Source organism: Agrobacterium deltaense RV3 (assembly GCF_900013505.1).
In the GTDB taxonomy this organism is placed as follows: Bacteria; Pseudomonadota; Alphaproteobacteria; order Rhizobiales; family Rhizobiaceae; genus Agrobacterium; species Agrobacterium leguminum.
In genome coordinates this window covers 35,884-61,511 of record NZ_LT009745.1, presented here as the reverse complement: position 1 = coordinate 61,511, position 25,628 = coordinate 35,884, and the positions used below count along the sequence as shown (strand labels likewise).

22 protein-coding genes and 1 other RNA gene are annotated in these 25,628 nt (G+C 59.6%); 10 read left to right on the top strand and 13 right to left on the bottom strand.

All coding sequences use genetic code 11. From position 1 onward, the window contains the following. Nucleotides 1–60: 60 nt before the first annotated feature. The gene (gene dnaJ, locus AGR7B_RS00285; RefSeq protein ID WP_004439156.1) at nt 61–1,197 is read left to right on the top strand and encodes a molecular chaperone DnaJ; all 1,137 of its coding nucleotides are present in this window, start codon (nt 61–63) and stop codon (nt 1,195–1,197) included. Nucleotides 1,198–1,263: 66 nt separating this feature from the next. Here dnaJ and AGR7B_RS00280 read toward each other — a convergent pair whose 3' ends face one another. The 9 genes from AGR7B_RS00280 to polA all read right to left on the bottom strand — a co-directional run bounded on the left by AGR7B_RS00280 (nt 1,264) and on the right by polA (nt 12,234). After that, on the bottom strand, nt 1,264–1,815 hold the full coding sequence (locus tag AGR7B_RS00280) for a DUF924 family protein (protein ID WP_080855759.1): 552 nt from the start codon (nt 1,813–1,815) through the stop codon (nt 1,264–1,266). Between the two features lie 13 nt (nt 1,816–1,828). Beyond that, nucleotides 1,829–2,041: a SlyX family protein gene (locus AGR7B_RS00275; RefSeq protein WP_059759493.1), complete on the bottom strand. Its 213-nt coding sequence runs from the start codon at nt 2,039–2,041 to the stop codon at nt 1,829–1,831. Between the two features lie 148 nt (nt 2,042–2,189). Next, a complete protein-coding gene (locus tag AGR7B_RS00270; RefSeq protein ID WP_065654774.1) occupies nt 2,190–3,695 on the bottom strand; it encodes a tripartite tricarboxylate transporter permease in 1,506 nt (501 codons plus the stop codon). 9 nt (nt 3,696–3,704) lie between these two features. After that, nucleotides 3,705–4,166 carry a tripartite tricarboxylate transporter TctB family protein gene (locus AGR7B_RS00265; protein ID WP_065654775.1) on the bottom strand — a complete coding sequence of 154 codons (462 nt, stop codon included), beginning with the start codon at nt 4,164–4,166 and terminating at the stop codon, nt 3,705–3,707. A 101-nt stretch (nt 4,167–4,267) separates the two neighbouring features. Beyond that, a complete protein-coding gene (locus AGR7B_RS00260; protein WP_065654776.1) occupies nt 4,268–5,251 on the bottom strand; it encodes a tripartite tricarboxylate transporter substrate-binding protein in 984 nt (327 codons plus the stop codon). Between the two features lie 198 nt (nt 5,252–5,449). Further along, nucleotides 5,450–6,796, bottom strand: a complete 1,347-nt coding sequence (locus AGR7B_RS00250) for a sigma-54-dependent transcriptional regulator (protein WP_080855758.1) — start codon at nt 6,794–6,796, stop codon at nt 5,450–5,452. After that, on the bottom strand, nt 6,793–8,595 hold the full coding sequence (locus AGR7B_RS00245) for a sensor histidine kinase (protein ID WP_065654778.1): 1,803 nt from the start codon (nt 8,593–8,595) through the stop codon (nt 6,793–6,795). Before AGR7B_RS00245 ends, AGR7B_RS00250 begins: the two co-directional genes overlap by 4 nt. Nucleotides 8,596–8,782: 187 nt before the next feature. Then, the gene (gene rpmF / locus AGR7B_RS00240; RefSeq protein ID WP_003507205.1) at nt 8,783–8,968 is read right to left on the bottom strand and encodes a 50S ribosomal protein L32; all 186 of its coding nucleotides are present in this window, start codon (nt 8,966–8,968) and stop codon (nt 8,783–8,785) included. 266 nt (nt 8,969–9,234) lie between these two features. After that, nucleotides 9,235–12,234 carry a DNA polymerase I gene (polA, locus tag AGR7B_RS00235; protein ID WP_080855757.1) on the bottom strand — a complete coding sequence of 1,000 codons (3,000 nt, stop codon included), beginning with the start codon at nt 12,232–12,234 and terminating at the stop codon, nt 9,235–9,237. 414 nt (nt 12,235–12,648) lie between these two features. Between polA and AGR7B_RS00230 the strand changes: the two genes are divergently transcribed. Beyond that, nucleotides 12,649–13,083: a MarR family winged helix-turn-helix transcriptional regulator gene (locus AGR7B_RS00230; protein ID WP_035259662.1), complete on the top strand. Its 435-nt coding sequence runs from the start codon at nt 12,649–12,651 to the stop codon at nt 13,081–13,083. A 166-nt stretch (nt 13,084–13,249) separates the two neighbouring features. Beyond that, nucleotides 13,250–14,641 (top strand): dipeptidase, encoded by a 1,392-nt coding sequence (locus tag AGR7B_RS00225; protein WP_065654781.1) that lies wholly within the window; start codon nt 13,250–13,252, stop codon nt 14,639–14,641. 403 nt (nt 14,642–15,044) lie between these two features. On the opposite strand, the gene AGR7B_RS00220 is transcribed toward AGR7B_RS00225, so the two are convergent. Further along, the gene (locus AGR7B_RS00220; protein ID WP_003492998.1) at nt 15,045–15,254 is read right to left on the bottom strand and encodes a cold-shock protein; all 210 of its coding nucleotides are present in this window, start codon (nt 15,252–15,254) and stop codon (nt 15,045–15,047) included. A gap of 470 nt (nt 15,255–15,724) precedes the next feature. Between AGR7B_RS00220 and AGR7B_RS00210 the strand changes: the two genes are divergently transcribed. The 3 genes from AGR7B_RS00210 (at nt 15,725) to AGR7B_RS00200 (ending at nt 19,645) form a co-directional block, all read left to right on the top strand. Continuing rightward, on the top strand, nt 15,725–16,183 hold the full coding sequence (locus AGR7B_RS00210) for a YbaK/EbsC family protein (RefSeq protein ID WP_080855755.1): 459 nt from the start codon (nt 15,725–15,727) through the stop codon (nt 16,181–16,183). A gap of 149 nt (nt 16,184–16,332) precedes the next feature. Beyond that, nucleotides 16,333–18,627: a transglycosylase domain-containing protein gene (locus AGR7B_RS00205; protein WP_065654783.1), complete on the top strand. Its 2,295-nt coding sequence runs from the start codon at nt 16,333–16,335 to the stop codon at nt 18,625–18,627. Nucleotides 18,628–18,916: 289 nt separating this feature from the next. Further along, entirely contained in the window at nt 18,917–19,645 is a 729-nt protein-coding gene (locus tag AGR7B_RS00200) for a sugar transferase (RefSeq protein WP_080855754.1), read from the top strand. Nucleotides 19,646–19,740: 95 nt separating this feature from the next. On the opposite strand, the gene AGR7B_RS00195 is transcribed toward AGR7B_RS00200, so the two are convergent. After that, nucleotides 19,741–20,316 (bottom strand): c-type cytochrome, encoded by a 576-nt coding sequence (locus AGR7B_RS00195; protein ID WP_065654785.1) that lies wholly within the window; start codon nt 20,314–20,316, stop codon nt 19,741–19,743. A 149-nt stretch (nt 20,317–20,465) separates the two neighbouring features. On the opposite strand from AGR7B_RS00195, the gene AGR7B_RS00190 reads away from it, so the two are divergent. Together AGR7B_RS00190 and AGR7B_RS00185 are read left to right on the top strand one after the other, a co-directional pair. After that, on the top strand, nt 20,466–21,221 hold the full coding sequence (locus AGR7B_RS00190; protein ID WP_065654786.1) for a 3-deoxy-manno-octulosonate cytidylyltransferase: 756 nt from the start codon (nt 20,466–20,468) through the stop codon (nt 21,219–21,221). Nucleotides 21,222–21,232: 11 nt separating this feature from the next. Then, complete coding sequence (locus AGR7B_RS00185) at nt 21,233–22,096, top strand: prephenate dehydratase (RefSeq protein WP_003524315.1); 864 nt, start codon at nt 21,233–21,235, stop codon at nt 22,094–22,096. 15 nt (nt 22,097–22,111) lie between these two features. Here AGR7B_RS00185 and nudC read toward each other — a convergent pair whose 3' ends face one another. Together nudC and AGR7B_RS00175 are read right to left on the bottom strand one after the other, a co-directional pair. After that, nucleotides 22,112–23,074: an NAD(+) diphosphatase gene (gene nudC, locus AGR7B_RS00180; protein ID WP_080855753.1), complete on the bottom strand. Its 963-nt coding sequence runs from the start codon at nt 23,072–23,074 to the stop codon at nt 22,112–22,114. Continuing rightward, entirely contained in the window at nt 23,074–23,502 is a 429-nt protein-coding gene (locus AGR7B_RS00175; protein ID WP_162933997.1) for an HIT domain-containing protein, read from the bottom strand. Before AGR7B_RS00175 ends, nudC begins: the two co-directional genes overlap by 1 nt. 65 nt (nt 23,503–23,567) lie before the next feature. Between AGR7B_RS00175 and ffs the strand changes: the two genes are divergently transcribed. Beyond that, an RNA gene (gene ffs, locus AGR7B_RS00170) (signal recognition particle sRNA small type) lies at nt 23,568–23,664 on the top strand. A gap of 79 nt (nt 23,665–23,743) precedes the next feature. Continuing rightward, a complete protein-coding gene (locus AGR7B_RS00165) occupies nt 23,744–25,618 on the top strand; it encodes a DNA polymerase III subunit gamma/tau (RefSeq protein ID WP_078051463.1) in 1,875 nt (624 codons plus the stop codon). Nucleotides 25,619–25,628: the final 10 nt, after the last annotated feature.

The window sequence follows — 25,628 nt, the reverse complement described above, 5'->3', positions numbered from 1 at the left end:
TGCAAGACATCCGGCTGCCGACGTGCAGCCGGAAATCCATTTGCGGGGCTTGTTATCTTAATGGCGAAAGCAGACTTTTACGAAACACTCGGCGTCAGCAAGACCGCGGACGAAAAAGAGCTGAAAAGCGCCTTCCGCAAACTCGCGATGAAGTACCATCCGGACAAAAACCCTGATGATGCCGATTCCGAACGGAAATTCAAAGAAATCAACGAAGCATACGAAACGTTGAAGGACCCGCAGAAACGCGCGGCCTATGACCGTTTCGGCCACGCGGCCTTTGAAAACGGCGGCATGGGCGGCGGTGGCGGCTTTGGCGGCGGCGGTTTTGCCAATGGCGGCTTCTCGGATATTTTCGAAGACATCTTCGGCGAGATGATGGGCGGTGGCCGTGCGCGCCGCTCTTCCGGCGGACGCGAGCGCGGCGCCGACCTTCGCTACAATATGGAAATCACGCTGGAAGAGGCCTTCACCGGCAAGACGGCGCAGATCAGGGTTCCGACCTCGATCACCTGCGATGTCTGTTCCGGTTCGGGTGCAAAGCCCGGCACGCAGCCGAAGACCTGCGCGACCTGTCAGGGTTCCGGTCGCGTGCGCGCAGCGCAGGGCTTCTTCTCGGTGGAACGCACCTGCCCCACCTGCCATGGTCGCGGGCAGACGATCTCCGATCCCTGCGGCAAGTGCCACGGTCAGGGCCGTGTAACGGAAGAGCGTTCGCTTTCCGTCAACATTCCCTCGGGCATCGAGGACGGCACCCGCATTCGCCTGCAGGGCGAAGGCGAGGCTGGCATGCGTGGCGGTCCGGCGGGTGATCTTTATATTTTCCTGTCCGTGCGTCCGCATGAATTCTTCCAGCGCGACGGCGCCGACCTTTATTGCACCGTACCGATCTCCATGACGACGGCAGCACTTGGCGGCACCTTCGACGTCACGACGCTCGACGGCACCAAATCGCGCGTTACGGTTCCGGAAGGAACCCAGCCGGGCAAACAGTTCCGTCTGAAGGGTAAGGGAATGCCGGTTCTGCGTTCGGCGCAGACGGGCGACCTCTATATACAGATTCAGATCGAAACGCCGCAGAAACTCAGCAAGCGTCAGCGCGAGCTGTTGCAGGAGTTCGAGCAGCTCTCCTCCAAGGAGAACAATCCGGAATCGACGGGCTTCTTCGCCCGGATGAAGGAATTCTTCGACGGCTGATTGTCGCCGCCCCATGCTTTAAGAACGCCGCCATCCTTCGGGACTGGCGGCGTTTTCATTTCCGACTCAGCCGGAAAAGCCGCCTTCTTCCAGATATTGCCGTTCCTCCGGCGTCGTTTCCCGCAGCAAAATGTCGTTGCGATGCGGAAAGCGGCCGAAACGCTCGATGATATCGCGATGTTCTTCGGCATGATGAAGATAAAGCCCGCCAAGTGGCTGGTTCAGGTCGCAGGCACGCCGCTGGGCGGCGATATCCTCCGCATGGGAAAAGGGCAGGTAGAAGAAAACGCGCAAATCCCCGCCCACCGCCTGATCATGCCCGCAGCGGATGGCCTCATCGGCAAAGAGCCGCGCCAGCGGGTCGGTTGCATACATGTGAGCGGTGCCGCGAAAGCAGTTGCGCGGAAATTGATCCAGCAGAAGCATCAGCGCGAGACTGCTTTCCGCACCCTCCAGCCACTTGTCCAATTCGCGTCTGGCGGCAGCAAAATGGGCATCGCGGAAACGGTCGTGAAAGTGGTTATCGAAGGCCGCGTCCTTGTCGAACCACTTGTCCGGTCCGGCCTTCTTCCAGAAATCGACGATATCGGCGGCCAGCGCGGCGGTTTCGTTTTTCATTGGCTCTTCCCTGTCAATAATGCGGCGGTCGAGTGATCGCGGGCGCGTCCAGCGATTGCTCCTCCAGGCTCAGGAACCTCTCCGTCAGGCGGTCGAGCTTGGCGCGGGTCTGCTCCACCACCTTCCATTGTTCTGCCAGCTGATCGGACAGCTCCTCTATCACCTTCGCCTGATGCGCGGCCGTTTCCTCGAGCGCGATGATCCTTTTTTCGGTTTCCGACGTCATATCGACCTCTCTTTCCAGCCCTTCCTTGGGCCTAAAAGCACCTGAGTCAACCATATGTCGCTTTGGTGAAGCGAATTCGTCACGGCGATCCAGAAACGGAAAAAGCCGGCGATGTTTCCATCGCCGGCATCCGAGTTCTTGGCTTTCCTCAGTCTTCTTCTACGAAAACCTCCTCACGCTTCTTCTTCACGCTGGGCAGGAAGACGACGATCAGCACGGCCAGAGCAATGAAGAGCAGGGTGGCGCTGATCGGCCGGGTAACGAAGGTGGTCGGATCGCCGCGCGACAGGATCATGGCGCGGCGCAGGTTCTCCTCCAGCAGCGGCCCAAGCACGAAGCCCAGGAGCAGCGGCGCCGGCTCGCAGCGCAGTTTCACCAGCACGTAACCGATGAAGCCGAAGAAGGCGACGGCATAGAGATCGAAGACGTTGGAATTGACGCTGTAGACCCCGATGGCGCAGAAGGCCATGATGATGGGGAACAGCACATAATAGGGCACCGTCAGAAGCTTTACCCATAGCCCGATCAGCGGCAGGTTCAGGATGACGAGCATCAGGTTGCCGATCCACATGGAGGCAATGATGCCCCAGAACAGCGCCGGCTGTTCAGTCGCAACGTTCGGACCTGGCACGATACCCTGAATGATCATCGCGCCGATCATCAGCGCCATCACCGGATTGGCGGGAATGCCCAGCGTGAGCAGCGGGATGAAGGACGTCTGGGCGCCGGCATTGTTGGCGGATTCCGGACCGGCCACGCCGGCAACCGCGCCATGCCCGAATTCTTCCGGGTTCTTGGAGACGCGTTTTTCCACCGTATAGGAAGCGAAGGCCGCAAGGATCGCGCCGCCGCCCGGAAGAATGCCGAGAGCGGAACCAATGACCGTGCCGCGCAGCACCGGCGCGATCATTTTCCTGAAATCCTCCCGTGTCGGCATCAGGCCGCTGACCTTGGCGATCAGCACCGAACGGGTGCGCTCATTTTCGAGATTGCGCAGGATTTCGGCGATACCGAAGACGCCGACGGCCACGGCCACGAAGTTCAGACCGTCGGCATATTCGCGGATGCCGAGGGTGAAACGCGGTGTGCCGCTATAGATATCGGTGCCGACCAAACCCAGCAGCAGGCCCAGCACCACCATGGCCAGCGCCTTGACGATGGAGCCATGGGCAAGCGCAATGGAAGAAACGAGGCCGACGACCATTAGCGAGAAATATTCCGCCGCGCCGAATTCAAGCGCAATCGCCGTCAGAGGCGGAGCGAAAATCGCCACGAGGAAGGTGGAAACCGTGCCGGCGAAGAACGAGCCGATGGCGGCAATGGCGAGTGCGGCGCCCGCCTTGCCCTTGCGCGCCATCTGATACCCATCGATGGCCGTGACGGCGGAGGAGGATTCGCCCGGCATGTTGATAAGGATTGCGGTGGTGGAACCGCCATATTGCGCGCCGTAATAGATGCCGGCGAGCATGATCAGCGAAGAGACTGGCTCCAGCTGGAAGGTGATCGGCAACAGCATGGCGATGGTGGCCGTTGCGCCGATGCCAGGCAACACGCCGATGAGCGTGCCGAGCAGCACACCAATGAGGCAGAAAAACAGGTTTTCCAGCGACGACGCCGTCGAAAAACCGAGTGCGAGATTATTGAACAGCTCCATCACGGCACCTTAAAAGTTAAGCCATGGGCCAAAGCGCTGGAAAGGCAGCCCGAGACCGTAGTTGAACACTGCGACGGAAAAGACCGTGATGGCCGCGGAAATGGCAACGGCCATCAGCGGGCTCATCTTGTGCGAGGCAAAGGCTGCGATGAGGGCGCTGAAAAACAGTGCCGGTACGAAACCAAGTCCCCGGACCGTGAGGCCGAAAAAGATGGGTGCGGGCAGAATGAAAAAGATCCCCCGCCAGGCGATGGCTCCGATGGCGTCTCCCTGCACCCGGGTAGCGCGAAGAAATATGACGCTTCCAAGCAGGATCAAGACGATGGCGAGAACGAGTGGAAAGTAACCCGGCCCCATGCGGAATGTGGTTCCCAAATCAAGCCCGTAGGACTGCAAGGCGAAAAAAGCGCCAAAACCGATGAAAATTGCCCCGCAGGCTGCTTCGGCAGGGTCAATAAAAAACGACTTCATGAAAGATGCCCCTCCACTGCGGCCAGCGACACACCGTTCCGCGCGTTAAAACGACAGCAGAAAACCGGCGGCATAGCGCCGCCGGTCATTCCGTTGCTCCATCAGTCGGCGTATTGGCCGGCGGACTCGATGACCGGCTTCCAGCGAGCGATTTCGCTTTCGAGCTTGGCCTTCAGCGCCGCAGGCGTCGCATCGCTTTCCGGGGAAGGCGTCGTGCCGAGTTCGGCGAACCGGGCCGCGACATTCTTGTCCTTCAGCGCGGCCTGGAGCGACTTGGAGAGCTTTTCATTGATTTCGGCAGGCGTGCCCTTAGGCGTGTAAATGCCGTGCCAGATGCCGACCTCGAGTTTCGGCAGGCCCGCTTCAACGACTGTCGGCACATCAGGCAGCACATCCAGCCGCTTGGCGGTGGTTACGGCGTAAGCCTTCACCGTGCCGCCCTGAATCTGCTTGGTGGTATTGGTGGTCTGGTCGCACATGATGTCTACCTGGCCGCCGAGCAGATCGGTCATGGCCGGGCCCGTACCCTTGTAAGGGACTGTGACGAGCGGGGTTTCGATGGCGCTCATGAACAGCATGCCGCACAGATGCGAGGCGGCGCCGATGCCGGCATTGGCGACGGTGACCTTGTCCTTGTTCGCCTTGGCGTATTCGATCAGACCTTTCAGATCCGTCGTCTCGAGGTTCTTGCGCGACAGGATGGTCATCGGCACTTCGGTAACGAGGCCGACATATTCGAAGGCGTTCAGCGTGTCGTAGGCGAGCTTGCGGTAGAGCGTGGCGCTGGTGGCCATGCCGATATGGTGGAGAAGAACGGTGTAGCCGTCCGGATCGGACGATGCCACACGACCAGCACCCAGCGTGCCGCCTGCGCCGCCGACATTTTCAACGATGATCTGCTGGCCAAGGTCCTTCGACATGGATTCAGCGACAAGGCGCGCAACCGTATCCGTCGGGCCGCCCGCGGCAAAGGGCACGACCATGGTGATGTTGCGCTCCGGATAGTTCTGAGCGGATGCGGACAGCGCAAAAAGGGAAACGGCAGCGGCAGCAGCAAGGCCGGTGACTGTCTTCAGTATTTTCATCGATTCCTCCCGGATGAAAATGTTCGCCACTTCAGCCGCGCATGCTCCTCCATGGCGACCGGGGTGAGATATTTGCGATCCGGGATCGCCGTTCAGCAATGGCGGTCTTGTCGTGAGGTGCGCTTTTATTGCTGTCCCTGAACGGCAATGGGTGGATTTCTACCCATAGGGGCTCATCCATGGGTGGAAATCCACCCATCAGACCTCGGTCATGTGCCGCTGCAGCCCGTATTTCTGCATTTTTTCGTAGAGCGTTTTGCGCGAAATGCCGAGATTCTCATAGACGGACTTCAGATTTCCGCCATGTGCGGCGATTGCATGTGCGATCAGGCTTTTTTCGTAAGCCGCGACCCGTGCGGAAAGGGCCGCTTTTCCGTCACCCTGAAACGGCAGCGAGGCTTCAGAAACATCGCTTTCCAGACCGAGAACGAAGCGGTCTGCGGCATTGCGCAATTCACGCACATTGCCCGGCCACTCGCGCAGGGAGACGGCCGAAAGCAGACTTTGCGGCACCTCAGTGTCTTCCCGCCCGTAACGGGCAGCGGCTTCCCGCACGAGATGCAGGAAAAGTAGCGGTATATCTGCGCTGCGCTGCGAGAGCGATGGCACGAGAAGTGTCGCCACGTTGAGCCGATAAAGAAGATCGGCGCGGAACCGGCCAGCCGCGACTTCCTGTTCCAGATCGACCTTGCTGGTGGCGATGAAACGGACATCGAGTTCGACCGTTTCATTCGAGCCGAGACGGGTAATCACCCGTTCCTGCAAGACACGCAGGAAGCGGCCCTGCAATTCGAAGGGCATGGAGCCTATCTCATCCAGCAATATGGTGCCGCCGCGGGCATGTTCGAACTTGCCGTAGCGTGGGCGCAGCGCGCCGGGAAACGCACCGGCCTCATGGCCGAATAGTTCACTTTCAATCAGTGTCTGCGGAAGGGCGGCGCAATTGATCGCCACGAAGGGCCGGTTGGCTCTGGCGCTGATATCGTGAAGCGCCCGTGCCACGACCTCCTTGCCCGCGCCCGTATCACCGACGATCAGCGTATCGGCGTCCGTCGCACCGATGGCGCGGATACGATACCGCAGATCGACCATGATCTGGGTTCTGCCGGGCAGACGCGTTTCGAGATCGTCATGCTTGCCCGCTACCGCCTTGAGGCGGCGGTTTTCCAGTACCAGCGCCCGCCGATCATTCGCCCTTTTGATGATGCCGGCGAGATATTGCGGCGTGAACGGCTTTTCGATGAAATCATACGCGCCGTTGCGCATGGCGTTGACCGCGAGCTGCACATCGCCGTGGCCCGTCATCAGGATGACAGGTATTTCAGGATCGAGCTCCCGCACCTTCTGCAGCAGCGTCATGCCATCCATGCCTGGCATCCTGATATCGCTGACCACGACGCCATCGAAGCTGTAGCCGATGAGTTCGAGCGCATGTTCTGCGCTTGCGAGCATGGTGACGGCAAAACCGGAAAGCTCCAGCGCCTGCGCGGTGGAAAAGCGCAGTTCTTCCTCATCATCGATCAACAGAACCCGCGACATGGTCATTCCGCAGCAGCCTCCACGCGCCAGGCGGCGGCCGGCAATTCGATCTCGAACTCAGCCCCGCCCTCGTCATGGTTTCTGACACGGAGCTGGCCGCCAAAATCCTTGATGATGTTATAGGAGATGGACAGGCCAAGACCGAGGCCGCGTCCCACGCCCTTGGTGGTGAAGAAAGGATCGAAAATTCGTTCTGAAATCGCCGCCGGCACGCCCGGACCGCGATCACGAATGAAAATCGACACCGACTGGCCATGCTGCACGGCACGCAGCGCAATGCGGCGATCCTCCCGCCCCTCCACCGCATCGGCAGCATTTGAGATGATGTTGACGAGCACCTGCTGCAGCCGCACCGGGCCGGCCTTCACGGCAAGCGGCACCCGGCCGAGATCCACATCCAGCACCGCATCGGCGGCCTTCAGCCGCGCACCGACGATTTCAAGCGTATCGCGAAGGACGGCTTCCAGACTTACCGCGGCCATTTTTTCATTGGGCTTGCGGGCGAAATTCCTGAGATGCTTGCTGATGGAGGCCATACGGTCGATAAGGCCCGAAATGCGCCTGAGGTTTTCCGTCACCTCCTCCAGCCGTCCCCGCTCCACGAGAAGCGAGGCGTTTTCAGCGTAATTCTTGGCGGCTGCAAGCGGCTGGTTGAACTCATGCGACAACGCTGCCGACATCTGCCCGAGCGCTGCTAGCTTGCCCGCCTGCACCAGATCGTTCTGCATCTTGCGCAATTGTTTTTCCGTCTGGCGGCGTTCGGCGATTTCGTGCTCGATCTCCTGATTGACCCGCGCCAGATCGGCCGTGCGCTCCTCCACCCGGCGTTCCAGCTCCGCCTGCGCCTCCGCCTGATGGGTCAGGCGCTCCCGCAGACGACGACGCCTCTGCAGCATGGCGGCGATGAGGGCGGCCGCCAGGCAGAGGCAGAGGATGATGGCTATCATAGCCGTCTTCACCTGCGTTCGGAGCGAACCCGTGTCCATCAGCACGCTGACTGTCCAGCCCGCGTCCGGCATCGGCTGCGACAGGACCATATATTCCCTTTCACCGTCATCCTGGCTGATGGTCATCAGCTGATGCGAACCGAAATTGCCGTTTTTCAGGGGCAATTCCTTAAGGGTGGCATTGGCGTAGCGGCGGGAAGCCTCGGTTCGCGCCAGCCTTTCGGGTGTCAGCGGCATGAGGCCGGAATAAAGCCATTGCGGCGTTCCGGTCATGAAGATGATGCCTTCCGGGTCCGATACCAGAATTCGGTTCTCACCATCGCCGAATGACGCTTCTATGCCTTCAATATCGACCTTGAAGACGATGACGCCCTTGATCTCCTCGTTGAAGAGAATGGGCGCTGAAAAATAATAGCCACGCTTGTGGGAAGTGGTGCCAAGCGCGAAGAAGCGTGACTGGAAGCCCTTGGCGGCATCCTGAAAATAGGGACGGTAGCTGAAATTCTCACCGACGAAACTCGTCGGCCCATCATAGTTGCTGGCGGCGATGGTCTCCCCATCCAGCGTGATGATGTAGATATCGGAGGATTCCAGCAGGGTGTTGATGGATTTGAGGTAGATATTGGCGCGCTGGCGCAGTTCGGCATCCTTGGGATGTGCGACCAGCTCCTCAATGTCGTCATGATCGGCAATCAGGGCCGGCAGCGGCTCGTAACGGTTCAAAAGCCCGCCGAGAGCAGAGACGGCCAGCCGCAGCGTCGTGCGACCCTGCTCGGACATTTCGCCGAAATAGCTTTCCGCGATGATACCGCCACCTCTCGTCACGGCGCCGTAACCGAGACCGAGGCTGAGAAGCATCAATAAAATCCAGCGATATTTCACCGAAGCTCCCCTCCTGTTGCAGGCATCGAGACCTGCTCTCCCTGAAAGAGTGTAGGAGGAGCGGCCGAATTTTCCAAGTGAGCGGAAAAGGCAGGTGGACGGTCCTGAAAACAAAAAACCGGCCACAAGGACCGGTTTTTTGCAACGATGATTTCAGAAAAGCTTATGCGCTTTCCTTCGGCGTCAGAACCTGACGGCCGCGATACATACCGGTCTTCAGATCGATATGGTGCGGACGGCGCAGTTCGCCGGAGTTCTTGTCTTCAACGTAGGTCGCAGACTTGAGACCGTCAGCCGAGCGGCGCATACCGCGCTTGGACGGGCTTGTTTTTCTTTTTGGTACAGCCATTTTTGTTACTCCACTTAAGCGGCGAAACAACGGAACCGGCCAGAACCAAAGGCCGAATGTCGGATGTCTCGATATCGGAAATTTGGCGCGCTTATACATGCCCAAACGGACTTTGACCAGCCCTGACGCACATTTTTTCCGATTCAACGGAATCAGCGCGGCGAGCCGCCCTCAGGCATCGCAAATCACGGCTCACGTCCTATCGAAAACGACATGCCCCTTGAAGTGGTTCATATCCCGGAATCCACAGAAAGCCGGTTCGCCAGTTAGTGCGCCTCATCCCAATTGTCAGCCGCACGGGCATCCACCTTGAGCGGCACCCTCATGGAAATCGCCGGCATGGCCGCGTTTTCCATGACGGAGACGACGACCGGCAAGGTCTTTTCGATTTCCGCTTCCTCGACTTCGAAGATGAGTTCGTCATGCACCTGCAAAAGCATGCGGGCGGAAAGCTTTTCGGCCTCCAGCGCAGGCTCGATGCGGACCATGGCCCGGCGGATGATATCGGCAGCCGAGCCCTGGATCGGCGCGTTGATGGCCGCGCGTTCGTTGAAGGCTTTTACCGAAGGATTGGAAGAGCGGATTTCCGGATAATGCGCGCGGCGGCCGAAAATCGTTTCGACATAGCCGTTTTCGCGGGCGAAGGCTTTGGTCGCCTCCATGTAATCGCGAATGCCGGGAAAGCGCTCGAAATATTTCTTGATATAGTCGCCGGCTTCGGAGCGGGCGATGCTGAGCTGGTTGGCGAGGCCAAAGGCGGAAATGCCGTAGATGATGCCGAAGTTTATGGCCTTGGCGCGGCGGCGCACTTCCGACGGCATGCCTTCCACCGGCACGCCGAACATTTCCGATGCCGTCATGGCATGAATGTCGATGCCGTTTTCGAAGGCGTTGCGCAGCTGCGGAATATCGGCAACATGGGCCAGCACGCGCAGTTCGATCTGGCTGTAATCGGCCGACAGAAGCTTGTGTCCTGGCGTGGTGATGAAGGCCGTGCGGATCTTGCGGCCTTCGGCGGTGCGAACCGGGATGTTCTGAAGGTTCGGCTCCGAGGAAGACAGGCGTCCGGTGGTGGTGGAGGCGAGCGCATAGGACGTATGCACCCGTTTCGTCTCGGGATGGATATATCCGGGCAGTGCATCCGTATAGGTGGATTTCAGCTTCGTCAGCTGCCGCCAGTCGACGATCTTGCGTGGCAGTTCAACGCCTTCCGCCGCGAGATCTTCGAGAACCTGCGCTGATGTCGACCATTGCCCGGTCTTGGTTTTGGAACCGCCCGGCAGGCCCATCTTGCCAAACAGAATATCGCCAAGCTGCTTTGGCGATCCGATGTTGAAACGCTCGCCCGCCAGCTCGTAGATTTCCTCTTCGAAGGACGCAGCCTTCTGGGCGAGTTCGCCGGAAAGACGCGAGAGAATCTGCCGGTCGACGGTGATGCCGCGCTCTTCCATATGCGCCAGAACCGGCACGAGGGGGCGCTCCAGCCGCTCGTAAACCTTGGTCAGCCGTTCCGAAACAAGCCTCGGCTTCAGCGCCATCCAGAGCCGCAGGGTGACATCGGCATCTTCCGCAGCATAAGCGGTTGCCTTGTCGATATCGACAAAATCGAAGGTGACGCTCGACTTACCCGATCCCGCCACGTCCTTATAGGCGATCGGCGTGTGGCCGAGCCAGCGTTCGGACAGCGAATCCATGCCATGCGTGGCCTTGCCGGCCTCGAGGACATAAGAAATCAGCATCGTGTCGTCGAAGCTCTGCATGATGACGCCGTGGCGTTTCATCAGCAGATAGTCATATTTCAGGTTCTGCGCGACCTTCAGAACGGCCTCATCCTCGAGCAGGTCCTTCAGACGCGCCAGCGCCTCGGCAAAGGGCACCTGCCCTTCGGCCAGTTTGATGCCGTCGCTGAAGAGATCGCCGCCGGAACCGGTCTTGTGCGTCAAAGGAACATAAGCGGCCCGGATATCGGTGCCCGTGGCATCCTTGCCGTTATCGGCAATCGCCAGAGAAAAACCGACAAGTTCCGCCTGCATCGGGTCGAGCGAGGTCGTTTCCGTATCGAAGGCGACGACGCCTGTTTCCCGGGCGGCCGCGATCCAGCGGTCGAGCGTCGCAAGGTCCCTGATCGTCAGATAGGCATTCGTATCGATCTTGGCGGCGGAAAAAAGCGCCTGTCGCGCTGTGGCGAGATCAGCGGGGGCGCTGCCCTCCCCCGTTACTTTCCTTGCCGGAGCGGCAGGCCAAGCCGAAGCGCCGGCGACGCTAGTGGCCACTTCGCCAGCCTTCACGGCAGCGGCCGGCGCATCGAGATCGGGACCATGGGCATCGGCACCCCATTGTACCGGCACATTGGCGGGGTCGATGGCGGAAGCGTCGGTTTCGGTTGCCTCGGCAACCCGGCGTGTCAACGTCGTGAATTCCATCGCCTTCAGGAAGGCGATCAGTTTCGGGCCGTTCTGCGGTTCGAGCACCAGCGCTTCGAGAGACTGATCCAGCGGCACATCGGTTCTGAGCGCTACAAGCTGTCTGGAAAGGCGCGCAAGCTCCGCATTGGCGATGATATTTTCGCGGCGCTTCTGCTGCTTGATTTCGCCTGCCCGCGCCAGCAGCGTATCGAGATCGCCGTATTCCTCCAGCAATTGCGCCGCCGTCTTCGGGCCGATGCCGGGAATGCCCGGAACATTATCGGTGGAATCGCCGGTCATCGCCTGCAGGTCGATCATCTTTTCAGGGCCTACGCCCCACTTCTCGACAACGTCCGGAATGCCGATCTGCTTGTCCTTCATGGCGTCGTACATGTGTACATTGGCCGTGACGAGCTGCATCAGATCCTTGTCGGAGGAGATGATCGTAACATCGGCGCCGATCGCCTCGGCCTGCCGGGCATAGGTGGCGATGATATCGTCCGCCTCGAAGCCTTCGGTCTCGATGCAGGGAAGGTTGAAGGCGCGCGTCGCCTCCCGGATCAGGCCGAATTGCGGCACCAGATCTTCCGGCGGCGCTGTGCGGTTGGCCTTGTAGAGATCATAAAGCTCGTTACGGAAAGTCTTCGACGAATAGTCGAAAATCACCGCAAAATGGGTGGGCGTCACGCCGACATCGGTATTGCGCGCATCCTTCAGCAGCTTCCACAACATGTTGCAGAACCCGGAGACGGCGTTGACCGGCAGCCCGTCCGACTTGCGGTTCAGCGGCGGGATTGCATGGAAGGCCCGGAAAATGAAACCGGAACCGTCAACGAGGAAGAGATGATCGCCTTTTTTCATGGGTAGCATGGATAGCGCGGGGCCGTTTTGACGTCTACCGAAACTTCGCACAACGCACCGTAAAGAGCGGGGAATGAGGCGGTACCACAGGCCTGCAAAATTCACTTGAACGTTACCGATTTGTAATCCGCCCTTCCCTTGAAAAGCCGCATTTGCAGACACATTTCATAGGGGACGGCGCCTGATCACGCCGTAGTCTGATAGCTGGCTCGTCCCCCGCCGCGTCAGACCGGACAAAGGCCTTTCCCCCTCTCCGGGCCTTTGTCCTCCAATATGACCGCCATGGCCGACCCCTCCCGGCCATGGCGGTTTTATTTTGCGCCCTGTTTAGGCTGGCCTAAACATATCATGCGATATATATCGCGCTATCGACTTGCCGGGCTTAGCCGGCCGTGATGCTTTATGGGCGGAAAAATGGGTTTTTCCCGGGACGAATCGGCAATCTATCTCGCTTCGAAAATGGCGCGGGAATTTACCATGGCGCTGCAGAAAAGAGCCGCCGCCCTGGGTTTCTCGCCCGGACAATTCCCCATCCTCATCGAACTCTGGCATGAGGACGGCCTGACCCAGCGGCAATTGCTCGATAGAATCGATGTCGAACAGGCGACACTCGCCAATACGCTCTCGCGCATGGAGCGCGACGGGCTGATCGTCCGCAAATCCCATCCAAGCGACCGCCGTGCCCAGATCATCGAACTGACCCAGCGCGGCAGGGATCTGGAAGCCAACGCCATTGCCGCCTCCGAAGCCACCGAAGACGCGCTGCTCAAGGATTTCCGGCGTTTCGAGAGGCAGCTTCTGCTGGAATATATGCGCCGGGCGATCGAAAGCGCCAAAAAAGCGAAATAGCATTTACAGCCCGAAACCGCTTCGCACTTTCCCTGAACTGCTCTATCGTTCCGCCGGCCGCACGTTTGCCGATTCACGACGCGCCGGCCCCCTTGTTTCCCGCGATGCGCGATGCCCGGATGTTTCGTCTTATCGCCGGGTCACGACAGACATGACAGGATCAGCGATGACAGACGTTTCCCCCATTCTTTCCACCGCCGACAACAATCTCACCTCCAGCCTTGAGCGACTGTTCGAGCTCGTACGCATTCCGTCGATTTCGACGGACCCCGCTTACAAGGCGGAATGCCGCAAGGCGGCGGAGTGGCTGGTCAGAACGCTTTCGGCGCTCGGCTTTACGGCCTCCGTGCGCGATACCGCCGGCCACCCCATGGTCGTGGCGCATCACGATGCGGCCACCAAGGACGCGCCGCATGTGCTTTTCTACGGCCATTATGACGTCCAGCCGGTCGATCCGCTCGAGCTTTGGGAAAACGATCCGTTCGAACCCGCGGTCAAGGATATCGGCGCCGGCCGGCAGGTGATTACCGGACGCGGAACGGCGGACGACAAGGGCCAGCTGATGACCTTCGTGGAGGCATGCCGGGCGTACAAGGCTGTCAATGGCGGCATGCCGGTGCGCGTCACCATTCTCTTTGAAGGCGAAGAAGAATCCGGCTCGCCGTCGCTGAAGCCTTTCCTCGAAGCCAATGCGGAAGAACTGAAGGCCGATTATGCGCTGGTCTGCGATACCGGCATGTGGGACCGGGATACACCCGCCATTGCCGCAGCCCTTCGCGGCCTGGTCGGCGAAGAAGTCGTAATCACCGCAGCCGACCGCGATCTGCATTCCGGTCTGTTCGGTGGGGCGGCGGCAAACCCCATTCACATCCTCACCGACATTCTCGCCGGCCTGCATGACGAGACTGGCCGGGTAACGCTTTCCGGCTTTTATGACGGCGTGGAAGAAACCCCCGCTAACATCAAGGCCTCCTGGGAGACTCTGGGCCGCACGGCCGAAGCCTTTCTCGGCGAAGTCGGCCTTTCGGTTCCCTCGGGTGAAAAGGGTCGCTCCGTGCTGGAGCAGACCTGGGCGCGGCCGACGGCGGAAGTCAACGGCATTATCGGCGGCTATACCGGCGATGGTTTCAAGACCGTGATCGCCGCCAAGGCCTCCGCCAAGGTGTCTTTCCGCCTCGTCGGCGAGCAGGACCCTGCGGCCATTCGTGAAAGCTTCCGGGCCTATGTGCGCTCGAAGATTCCCGCCGATTGCTCCGTGGAGTTCCACGAACATGGCGGCTCACCCGCCATCCAGCTGTCCTACGATTCGCCCGTACTGACCAAAGCCAAAAACGCGCTTTCGGAAGAGTGGCCAAAACCTGCCGTCGTCATCGGTATGGGTGGCTCGATCCCGATCGTCGGCGATTTCCAGAAGATGCTGGGAATGGATTCGCTGCTTGTCGGCTTCGGACTTACCGATGACCGTATTCATTCGCCGAATGAAAAATACGACCTGCAGTCCTTCCACAAGGGCATTCGCTCCTGGGTCCGTATTCTCGACGCGCTCGCGGCGAAATAATCCTGAAAATAAGGAGGAGGTGCCGAATATTCGGCACCTCCTCGGCACATAAACAAAAAGGCCGGGCAAGCCCGACCTTTCCATCCGTTTTCCGTCAATGCCAGTACATCCGTGGTCAAAGCGTTCAAACGGTCTGATGCTCCAGAGCGCGTCAAAGATATCGACGCTGCTTTCCAACTCAGGATCGGCTGCTTTGGTTAATCTTTGGTTAACGCAACAGCAGCGGCACTTTTAAAAGCGCCATTCCCGGCAGTTCCGGTCCGAAGCACTGTTGAACCCTATATTGGTATGTGACCCGGCTTTTTCAAGGGCAACCGGTCCAGCCCCTTCCTGCAAAAGAAAAAGGCCGGAAAAATCCGGCCTTTCCATTCATACGAATGACCCTTTCGGGCCAAAGCGCTTATCAGGCAGCAACGAGGTTGCCTGCGGACATCTTGCCCGAGCGGCGATCCTGCATCAGCTCGTAGGAGAGCTTCTGGCCGTCGTTGAGGGCGGTCAGACCAGCGCGCTCAACAGCGGAGATGTGAACGAATACGTCCTGCGAACCGTCGTCAGGCTGAATGAAGCCGTAGCCCTTGGTTGCGTTGAACCACTTTACTGTACCAGTCGCCATAACGATTTCCTTCCGTTGGCAATTGTATTTGCACTGCGAGCAGTGCGGACTTGGGTCGAATTTGAAGGAAAAGATCGTCGTGAGCGTCTAAAAAGACGCCGAAGCTCTGGTCGTCAAACAAATATCGATGGCGAAGTACCTAGGTTGGAAGGGGCTGAAAGTCAAGTTTCTTTGAACACGACCATCTTGTCAGGGTTCAGCAGGGAGCCAGACAACAGGAACGCCAAAAAGCAAAAACCCGGCGCGGGAGGAGGTGCGCCGGGTTCTTGAAACTGACTGACAATTGGGAGGAGGAGTATTGTCAGTCCAATCGGGCGACGCTGGGAGGAGGAGTGCGTCGCTTCGATGATTTGAAGATACAGGATCGCCGCTTAAAAAACAGACGTTTCATCGCAGCGCAGCATTGCGCTAAATGCATAGCTGTTCCGGGGTGACTTGAAGCTTCTCCGCGTAACGCCTAATAAATACGCATGTCCATCGAATCCGTAAGAGCCTTTTTCACCGAAAAGTCGCCCGAGGTTGCCGTGATCGAAACCGAAACGAGTTCGGCGACGGTTGCGCTGGCCGCTAAAGCGCATGGTGTCGACCCCGACCAGATTGCGAAAACCATTTGCCTGAAGGCGGGTGAAACCATTCTTCTCGTCGTCGCTGCCGGCACGAAGCGGCTCGACAACCGCAAATTCCGCGATCATTTCGGCGCAAAGCCGCGCATGCTCGGGCCGGAAGAGGTGGTTGCGGTGACCAGCCATCCCATCGGCGGCGTGTGCCCTTTCGGCCTGCCCTCCCCGCTTCCGGTGTTTTGCGATGTCTCCCTGAAAAACTATCATGAGGTGGTTCCCGCGGCCGGCGCCACCAATGCGGCGGTGAAGATTTCGCCGGAGGTGATGGCCGAATTGACGGGAGCGGAATGGGTCGACGTCTGCCAATGACGCCGATTTGATCCGGACAGGACTTAACCCCGCCTTAAATTGCCGCATTTAAACTCTTCATCCTGGATTAAGGATCGCGCAGGCATAGGAGCCTGAAAAAACACGAACGGGATGCGCGCGGTTTCGCGAATAGGAGCGACTTCGGCTGGATGGCAGGCAAGGGTAAATCACGCGAACGGGTAGAACCCTCCTTCGGGGATTTCCACGAGTCCGGTGATGACCTGCGCCTCGACGCCAGCGAGCGCATCAGCGGAACCACAAAGCAGCAAGCCGGAAAACCGAAGCCGACATCCGGCCGCACCAAATCCACGAAAAAAGAAAAGCGCACCCGCAGCTCCGGCCGCGGCGCGACGGGCTTCATTCGCTCCCTCGTCTATTGGTGCATCGTACTTGGCATCTGGGGCGGCATCGGTGTTGCAGGTCTCGTTCTCTATTACGGCGCGCGCATGCCGAGCGCCAGCAGCTGGTCCATTCCCGAACGCCCGCCGAATGTGAAGATCGTTTCGGTGAATGGCAGCGTGCTGGCCAATCGCGGCACCACCGGCGGCGAGGCGCTCGCGCTGGAAGATATGTCGCCCTATATTCCGCAGGCCGTCATGGCCATTGAGGACCGGCGGTTTTATTCGCATTTTGGGGTCGATCCGCTCGGTCTGGGACGCGCCATCGTCACGAATGTGCTGACGGGACGAACCGTGCAGGGCGGCTCGACGCTGACGCAGCAGCTCGCGAAAAACCTGTTCCTCTCGCCGGATCGCACGCTGGAACGCAAAGTTCAGGAAGTGCTGCTGTCCTTCTGGCTGGAGCATAAATTCACCAAGGACCAGATTCTCGCGATGTATCTCAATCGCGTCTATTTCGGCTCCAACGCCTATGGCGTCGAGGCGGCCTCGCGGCGCTACTTCAACAAATCCGCGCGCGACGTCAATCTGGGCGAGGCGGCCATGCTCGCCGGGCTTCTTAAAGCGCCCTCGCGCCTTTCGCCGGCACGCGATCCGCAGGCGGCGGAAGAGCGGGCGCAGGTCGTGCTGCAATCCATGCGCGATGTCGGCTTCATCACCGACGATGAAATCAAGACCGCCATGTCGCAGCCGCCGACCAAGGCGAAACGGTTCTGGTCTGGCGCCGAACATTACGCCGCCGATATGGTGCTGGAGGAAGTGCGCAACCTCGTTGGCGAGGTCAAGCAGGACATCGTGGTCGACACGACCATCGATCCCAATCTCGAGCGCGACGCCGAAAAGGCGCTAACCCACGTGCTGCAGGGCGATGGCAAGAAGCAGGGCGCTTCGCAGGCGGCGCTGGTTTCCATCGATGGCACGGGCGCGATCCGGGCCGTGGTGGGCGGGGCGGATTATGCCGAAAGCCAGTTCAACCGCGCCGCCAAGGCAAAACGGCAACCCGGCTCCGCATTCAAGCCCTTCGTTTACGTCGCCGCGCTCGAATCCGGGCTCACTCCCTATACCGTTCGTAACGACGCGCCTGTTCGTATCGGCAACTGGACCCCGGAAAATTACGAGAAGAAATATCGAGGCGAAGTGACGCTCGCCACCGCGCTCGCCAATTCGCTGAACACCATTGCCGCGCAGCTGGTGATGGAAGTGGGTCCGGATCGTGTGACCCAGGTGGCGCATCGCATGGGCATCGAATCCGAGCTGCAGAACAATGCCTCCATCGCGCTCGGCACCTCGGAAGTGTCGCTGATGGAGCTGACGGCCTCCTACGCCCCCTTCATGAATGGAGGCTACAAGGCGACGCCGCATATCGTCAAACGCATCACCGATGCGGATGGCAAGGTGCTTTACGAAAACAAATACGACAACCCGCCGCGCGTCCTGAGCGAAGAGATAGCCGCGACCATGAACAGCATGCTGTCGCGCGTCATTACCGAAGGCACCGGCAAGGCGGCACGGCTACAGGGCTGGCAGGCGGCAGGAAAATCCGGCACGACGCAATCGTTCCGCGACGCCCTTTTTGTCGGCTACACAAGCAACCTGACCACCGGCGTCTGGTTCGGCAATGACGACGGCACGTCGATGAAGAAGGTCACCGGTGGCGGGCTTCCCGCAAAGGCCTGGAAAGATTTCATGACCGCCGCCCATTCAGGGCTTTCGCCCTCACCGCTCTTCGGGCTTGGCGCCGGCGGCGTGCCGCCGCTTGGGGAAATGCAGCAGCCGGCGCCGGAAAGCGCGCCCTCCTCCATCGGCGATATCATTTCCAATGCGCTCGGCGGCGGAACGGTGGATACGCGCGCCTATCCCGAAGCCCCGGTTGCACCAAACCCGAATCAGCCCGGTGTGCCGATGCCGCCGGCAAATATCCCTTCCCGCGATATCGAACCCGGCTATTCAGCCGGCAACGGGCCTGTACCACCGGCCGATATCGGCGGTCAGGCACCATCCGGACCGAAGCAGACGACCCTGCTCGATATTCTGATGGGAAACTGACGGCTTAGAGTGGTCGAAAGGCGCTTGGCTCAGGGCCGCTGGCGTTTCGCCAGCGCGGCACGAAAATTCCCGATTTTGCAGGTTTTGGTTCCATGGGACAGGCCGTCTCCGCAGCCACGGGCGGAGAGGATGTCGGCCCTGCAACATCTGCGTGCAGTTGCATTAACCGTAGATTGCCATTTGCACCGGGGCGGTTACATTTCGGATGACTTTTTACGGTAAATGAATTATCAATCGTTCATATAAATTAATTTTCTTCTATCAAAATAACTTTTCAGGGCTTTATATTATGCTGGGTACTAAAGGCTCATCGCATGCCGTTTTTTACGGTGCCTCCTATTCCGCAGCCACCACTTTCGAATCGCCGGAAACGCAACCTCCCTCTTCGGAAAAAACCGTCTCCGCATTCCTGCGCGGCCAGTTCGCGCTCAAAAGAACGATGGATATTGCGGGGGCGTCCATCGCCCTTGTCGCACTCGCACCGGTGCTGCTCATCGTGGCAGTGATGGTCAAACTCGACAGCAAGGGACCGGTCCTGTTTTCGCAGGTCCGCTGGGGCATGAACGGGCGGAAAATCCGTGTCTATAAATTCCGCTCCATGAGGACCGATCTTTGCGACGCTACCGGCGTGGCGCAGACGGTGAAGAACGACCCCAGAATAACCAGGATCGGCGCGGTTCTTCGCCGCACGAATATCGACGAACTACCGCAGCTTCTTAATGTACTGAAAGGCGATATGTCGCTGGTCGGGCCCCGCTGCCATGCCATCGGCATGCTGGCGGCCGGCCGTCTTTATGAGGAGCTGGTGCCGCACTACCACATGCGGCACCGGGTGCGGCCGGGCATTACCGGCCTTGCCCAGATGCGGGGATTGCGTGGCCCGACGGATCGCAGCGACAAGGCGCGGGCCCGAATCGTCTCCGATCTTTATTACGTCGACAATTTTTCGCTCTGGCTGGATATCAAGATCATGGTCGGAACTGTGATTTCCGAGTTGCGCGGCGGCAAGGGATTCTGATTTTCAGGTGCCACTTCCGCGGCCGCGATCGGCCGATGCAACAATAAAAAGCCCGGCAGCGATGCCGGGCTTTTTTCATGAGATCATCATGACAATCAGTTTGTCGGCGCGGGAGCCGCAGCGGGATCCGGAAGCGGCGCCGGGTTTGCCGACAGCGTCCGCAGATAAGCGATGAGATCGGCGCGTTCCGTCTCCTTCTTCACGCCCGCAAAGCCCATGGCCGTGCCGGGAACGTGTTTCTTGGGAGCTTCGAGGAAGAAGCTGAGATGATCGTAATCCCAATGCACGGAACCGCCCTTGGAGAAATCCTTCATCCCTGCGGAGTAGCTGAAACCTTCATGGCTGGCGATCGGCCGGTTGACGATATCGAAGAGATTGGGGCCGACCTTGTTTGCACCACCACTCTCTCCGGTATGACAGCTCGTACACTTCTTGAAGACCGTCTCGCCCTTGGCTGCATCGGCGCTCGCAAGCAATTGCGCAATCGGCGTCGCCGCGGCAGCGGTTTCTCCGCCGGCTGCTTCGCCGCCACCCTCTGCCGCAGCAATGGCGTAACCTTCCTTTTCGGGCGCAGGCGCATGGAAAATGCCCTCAGACGCAATCGACACCGACATCAGGACGAAAACCGTGCCAAGCAACGCCCCAACGCCCATATTTACATAAGAATTCATCTATATGCGCTCCCTCGCATCCGCTTGATATAACGGGCATCTTGAAATTGCTCGAAAGCTATGGCTTTTGCACAGCCTGCGCAACTTGAATAATGCTCCCCACACCGTGACGTTTTGACACTTTTCGGGCGGGATTTGAAGGGTGTCGGATGAAGAATCGGGATTTCGAGAAAGCTGTCGTCCTCATACCGGCGCGGATGGCATCCACGCGCCTGCCGGGCAAGCCGCTCGCCGACATCGGGGGCAAGCCGATGATCGTGCAGGTGGCGCTGCGCGCGCGCGAGGCCGGCGCGGAGCGAATCGTTGTGGCCGTCGATGACGAACAGGTGTTTTCGGCCGTCAAAAATGCCGGTTTCGACGTGATGATGACCCGCGACGACCATCAATCCGGCTCGGACCGCATTTTCGAAGCGCTGCAGAAAGCCGATCCCTATGGCAAGGCGGAATATGTCATCAATGTCCAAGGCGATCTTCCGACCATCGAAGCGGAGACGATCCGCGCTTCGCTGCGTCCGCTGGAAAATGCCGCCGTCGATATTGCGACACTGACGGTCGAAATCACCGACGAGGAAGAAAAAACCAATCCGAACGTGGTAAAAGTGGTGGGCAGCCCGCTTTCCGAATCGCGATTGCGCGCGCTTTATTTTACCCGCACCACCGCCCCTTATGGCGATGGCCCGCTTTATCATCACATCGGACTTTATACCTATCGCCGCGCAGCACTCGAGACATTCGTGAGCCTGCCGCCCTCGCCGCTGGAAAAACGCGAGCGGCTGGAACAGCTGCGCGCGCTGGAAGCGGGGATGCGCATCGACGTCGAAATCGTCAGTTCCGTACCGCTCGGCGTGGACACGCCGCACGATCTGGAAAAAGCCCGCAAAATTCTCGCAAGCAGAACCCTCTAACGGACAGTCCCATGACCTTGAGCACAAATCGCATTGCCTTCCAGGGCGAATTCGGCGCGAATTCCGATATGGCCTGCCGCGACATGTTCCCGGATATGGAGCCTTTGCCGTGCCCGACATTCGAGGATGCCTTCAACGCCATTGAAAATGGCGAAGCCGATCTCGGCATGATCCCGATAGAGAACACGCTGGCCGGCCGCGTTGCGGATATTCATCACCTGCTACCGGAATCGCGCCTGCACATCATCGGCGAATATTTCATGCCGATCCGCTTCCAGTTGATGGTGATGCCGGGCGTGAAGAAGGACGAGATCCGCACCGTCCACAGCCACATTCACGCGCTTGGTCAGTGCCGGAAAATCATCCGTTCGAACGGCTGGAAGCCCGTCATCGCCGGCGATACGGCGGGTTCCGCGAGACTGGTGTCCGAAAAGGGCGACCGCAGCATGGCGGCACTTGCGCCGCGCCTTGCCGCCAATCTCTACGGCCTCGATATTCTCGCTGAAAACGTCGAGGATTCGGAAAACAACGTCACGCGTTTCGTGGTGCTTTCCCGCGATGAAAACTGGGCCAAGCGTCAGTCGAGCGACGAAATCGTCGTCACCACCTTTGTCTTCAACGTCCGTAACATTCCGGCCGCGCTCTACAAGGCCATGGGCGGCTTTGCGACGAACGGCATCAACATGACGAAGCTCGAAAGCTACCAGCTCGGCGGCAAATTCGTGGCGACGCAGTTTTATGCCGATATTGAAGGCCATCCCGATGACGAGCCGGTGCGGCATGCGCTGGACGAGTTGCGCTTTTTCTCCGAAAAAGTTCGCATTCTCGGCGTCTACAAGGGCCATGCGATGCGCGGCAAGCTCAACCAGGGTTGAGCCTGCCGAACGCGATTATTTCGTCCATTCCACCCAGTCGCGCATCAAACGGTGCGCTATTGCGCCGCCGGGAGGCGCGGAAAAGCCCTCGCCCGTTGCCGTCTCCAGCATCTTGGCGACTTCCGCCCGTGTGAACCAGCGGCAATCCTCCAGTTCGATCTCATCGCGGGCAATATCGAAAGACAGTGCCTCGGCATAACAGCCGATCATCAGCGTATGCGGCATCGGCCAGGGCTGGGAGGCGTGATACCGTACGCGGCCGATTTCGACGCCGGATTCCTCATGCGTTTCGCGGCGGACGGCCTGCTCGAGGGTTTCCCCCGGCTCCACAAAACCGGCAAGGCACGAATACATGCCCGGTGCAAAATGCGCACCACGGCCAAGCAGGCAAAGATCGCGCTCGATATCGATCGTCATCATGATGACGACGGGATCGGTGCGGGGAAAAATGGTGTGATTGCAGGCGGCGCAGATACGCTTGTAGCCGCCGATACGCGGCTCCATGGTGCCGCCGCACTTTCCACAAAACCGATTGTCGGCGTTCCAGTGGGTAAGGCTGACGGCCTGGGCAACCTCGCTCAGCAATTCCTCATCGAGAAGATGGTCGCGATAAAGCGTGCGGGCGTCGGCAAGCTTGTAGTGGCTCGCCAGTTGGTCTTCGGCAACGGCAACCGGCACCGCAATTCTCGGCTCGCCGGTTTCGCGATATCCGAGAAGCACGGCATTGTCGAAATCCGGCTGCAATTCGGCCAGCTCGTAGGCGGAAAACAGGGGGTCGATGACCTGTTCGTCATGCTTCAGGACCAGCCGGTTGCCCGAGAAAGCGAAAATATGGGTGCCGTCTACTTTCAGCGCATCGGCAACGCACTCTTCCGTCCGCTTTTCAGCGAAACGGTCGAGGGCGTTCTTGGAAAAGGCTGTCAGCAGGCTTGCTTCGGGATGGGGGGCAGTGGTTTCAAAAATTTTCATGGAAATCATCAGAGCGCGCCGGAGATTTTTTTCATCAAGCTTTCCTTTTCGCCCGCGGCATAGGGCACAGGCGTTCCGTGACCCCAGATTGGACCCGGCCAGCAGGTGTCGCCTTCATTGCGAGCGATTATGTGGACATGAAGCTGCCGGACGATATTGCCCAAAGCACCGACATTGATCTTGGTGGCTCGGGTGATTTCTTTCAAGGCAGACGCGACGAGATTGGTCTCGAATGTCAGCACGGCCTGATCAAGCGGGGTGAGATCGAATAGTTCACTGACACCGTCTCGCTGCGGCACCAGCACCAGCCAGGGCCAGCGGTTGTCGTTTTGCAAACGCAGTTCACATAGTCCCAAACGCGTCACAAGCACACTGTCGCGCGCCAGTCTGTCGTCCAGCCGGAATGTCTCCAAGGTGTCCTCCATGTTTGTTTTCATTGTGATAGCAGTTTTTTGAAGGCTTGGCTTGCATTTGCTTTCGATATTGCCGATATGTGGCCCCGGGAGGTTGGTGGTGGACGAGCCACTCGCCAACCGGGTCAGGTCCGGAAGGAAGCAGCCCTAACGAGCCCGGCACGGGTCGCCGTGCCAGCCTCCCACCTTTTTTAAAAGACGTGCTCAGCTTTCGCCGGGCCAGTTCAGCGCCCCAAGACAACTGGCAAAACAAACTGGCGAGGCAATGAGCGACACCGTACCCACCACATCAAGCGAATCCCAGGTCGGGACCGGCTACCGGGTACTGGCGCGCAAATATCGCCCCAAGGATTTTTCCGATCTGATGGTCGGCCAGGAGCCGATGGTCCGCACGCTGACCAATGCCTTCGAGACGGGGCGTATCGCGCAGGCCTATATGCTGACCGGCGTTCGCGGCGTGGGCAAGACGACCACGGCCCGCATTCTCGCCCGCGCGCTGAACTACAAGACCGACACCATCGACAAGCCGACCATCGACCTGCGCATTCCCGGTGAACATTGCCAGGCGATCATGGAAGGCCGGCATGTCGACGTGATCGAGATGGACGCCGCCTCCCATACCGGTATCGACGATATTCGCGAGATCATCGAACAGGTGCGTTACCGCCCGGTTTCGGCGCGCTACAAGGTCTATATCATCGACGAAGTGCACATGCTCTCGACGCAGGCTTTCAACGGTCTTCTGAAGACCTTGGAAGAGCCGCCGGAGCATGTGAAATTCATCTTCGCAACCACCGAAATCCGCAAGGTTCCTATCACCGTTCTGTCGCGGTGCCAGCGCTTCGATCTGCGTCGCATCAGCGCCGCCGATCTGGTCGGCCTGTTCACCGCCATTGCCGGCAAGGAAGGTTTCGAGGCCGACCCGCAGGCGCTTTCGATGATCGCCCGCGCTGCCGAAGGTTCCGCGCGTGACGGCCTTTCCCTGCTCGATCAGGCCATTGCCCATGGCGGCGGGCGCGTGGAAGCCGAAGCGGTGCGGGGCATGCTCGGCCTTGCCGACCGTGCACGTATCGTCGATCTCTTCCAGCATGTCGTCAAAGGCGATGTCGCAGCCGCCCTTTCGGAATTCAACGGGCAATATGAGGCGGGTGCAAACCCCGTTGTCGTATTGAACGATCTTGCCGATTTCACCCATCTCGTCACCCGCATGAAATATGTGCCTGACGCGGCGGAAGATCCCTCGCTTTCCGAGATCGAGCGCGTGCGGGGTGCGGAATTTGCCGAGACGATTGCGGTAACGGCGCTGTCGCGCATCTGGCAGATGTTGCTGAAGGGCATTCCGGAAACGGAAAACGCCTCGCGCCCGGCGGGTGCGGCCGAAATGGTGCTGATCCGGCTTTCGCACGCCGCCAATCTGCCGGCTCCGGAAGACGCTGCCCGGCGCTTGGCGGAGCTTTCGAACGGTGACGGCGGTTACGCCAATGGCGGACCTTCGGGTGGCGGCAATGGCGGCGGTGCGCGCGCCTATTCGTCGGGACAGGCCGTGGCCGCGGGAAGACCTGTCGATCTTCCCGCCCAGCGCCAGGCGACGCCGCAGACCTCCGCCGTGCTGCGCGCCGTTCCGGATAGCCGCCCGCAGGAGATGCAGGTCGCGGCACCGAAAACCGAAGAACGGCCGGAGCCGAAGGTTCCCGTTACTTCGGTGCAGGATATTGCCGATCTGTGCCAGAAGAACCGCGATCCCGTCATGCGGGCGAAGGTGCGCAACTTTGTGCGGCTGGTGCGGCTGGAGCCCGGCCGGCTTGATATGCGCCTCGGCGAAGGCGCGCCCGGATCGCTTCCCGGCGAACTCGGCGTCAAGCTCAAGGAATGGACCGGTATCCACTGGATCATCAGCCTCAGCAAGGAACAGGGCGAGCCGACCCTTGTCGAGGCCGAAGGCAACGCCCGGGATGCCCGTCTTGTCGATGCGCGTCAGGATCCTGACGTTGCCGCCATTCTGGCGCAGTTTCCCGGCGCAAAGATCACCGATGTGCGCATCCGCGCCGCCGCACAGGATGAGGCGGAAGAAATCGCGCCGCCATCGGTTGCCGAATCGAGCGAAGGCGACATCCTTCCCGGCGACGACATCGAGTTTTAAACAAAAAGAA

Coding starts and splice junctions, on each gene's coding strand:
- dnaJ (WP_004439156.1), top strand. CDS start 61: ATGGCGAAAGCAGACTTTTACGAAACACTCGGCGTCAGCAAGACCGCG.
- AGR7B_RS00280 (WP_080855759.1), bottom strand. CDS start 1,815: ATGAAAAACGAAACCGCCGCGCTGGCCGCCGATATCGTCGATTTCTGG.
- AGR7B_RS00275 (WP_059759493.1), bottom strand. CDS start 2,041: ATGACGTCGGAAACCGAAAAAAGGATCATCGCGCTCGAGGAAACGGCC.
- AGR7B_RS00270 (WP_065654774.1), bottom strand. CDS start 3,695: ATGGAGCTGTTCAATAATCTCGCACTCGGTTTTTCGACGGCGTCGTCG.
- AGR7B_RS00265 (WP_065654775.1), bottom strand. CDS start 4,166: ATGAAGTCGTTTTTTATTGACCCTGCCGAAGCAGCCTGCGGGGCAATT.
- AGR7B_RS00260 (WP_065654776.1), bottom strand. CDS start 5,251: ATGAAAATACTGAAGACAGTCACCGGCCTTGCTGCTGCCGCTGCCGTT.
- AGR7B_RS00250 (WP_080855758.1), bottom strand. CDS start 6,796: ATGACCATGTCGCGGGTTCTGTTGATCGATGATGAGGAAGAACTGCGC.
- AGR7B_RS00245 (WP_065654778.1), bottom strand. CDS start 8,595: ATGCTTCTCAGCCTCGGTCTCGGTTACGGCGCCGTGACGAGAGGTGGC.
- rpmF (WP_003507205.1), bottom strand. CDS start 8,968: ATGGCTGTACCAAAAAGAAAAACAAGCCCGTCCAAGCGCGGTATGCGC.
- polA (WP_080855757.1), bottom strand. CDS start 12,234: ATGAAAAAAGGCGATCATCTCTTCCTCGTTGACGGTTCCGGTTTCATT.
- AGR7B_RS00230 (WP_035259662.1), top strand. CDS start 12,649: ATGGGTTTTTCCCGGGACGAATCGGCAATCTATCTCGCTTCGAAAATG.
- AGR7B_RS00225 (WP_065654781.1), top strand. CDS start 13,250: ATGACAGACGTTTCCCCCATTCTTTCCACCGCCGACAACAATCTCACC.
- AGR7B_RS00220 (WP_003492998.1), bottom strand. CDS start 15,254: ATGGCGACTGGTACAGTAAAGTGGTTCAACGCAACCAAGGGCTACGGC.
- AGR7B_RS00210 (WP_080855755.1), top strand. CDS start 15,725: ATGTCCATCGAATCCGTAAGAGCCTTTTTCACCGAAAAGTCGCCCGAG.
- AGR7B_RS00205 (WP_065654783.1), top strand. CDS start 16,333: ATGGCAGGCAAGGGTAAATCACGCGAACGGGTAGAACCCTCCTTCGGG.
- AGR7B_RS00200 (WP_080855754.1), top strand. CDS start 18,917: ATGCTGGGTACTAAAGGCTCATCGCATGCCGTTTTTTACGGTGCCTCC.
- AGR7B_RS00195 (WP_065654785.1), bottom strand. CDS start 20,316: ATGAATTCTTATGTAAATATGGGCGTTGGGGCGTTGCTTGGCACGGTT.
- AGR7B_RS00190 (WP_065654786.1), top strand. CDS start 20,466: ATGAAGAATCGGGATTTCGAGAAAGCTGTCGTCCTCATACCGGCGCGG.
- AGR7B_RS00185 (WP_003524315.1), top strand. CDS start 21,233: ATGACCTTGAGCACAAATCGCATTGCCTTCCAGGGCGAATTCGGCGCG.
- nudC (WP_080855753.1), bottom strand. CDS start 23,074: ATGATTTCCATGAAAATTTTTGAAACCACTGCCCCCCATCCCGAAGCA.
- AGR7B_RS00175 (WP_162933997.1), bottom strand. CDS start 23,502: ATGAAAACAAACATGGAGGACACCTTGGAGACATTCCGGCTGGACGAC.
- AGR7B_RS00165 (WP_078051463.1), top strand. CDS start 23,744: ATGAGCGACACCGTACCCACCACATCAAGCGAATCCCAGGTCGGGACC.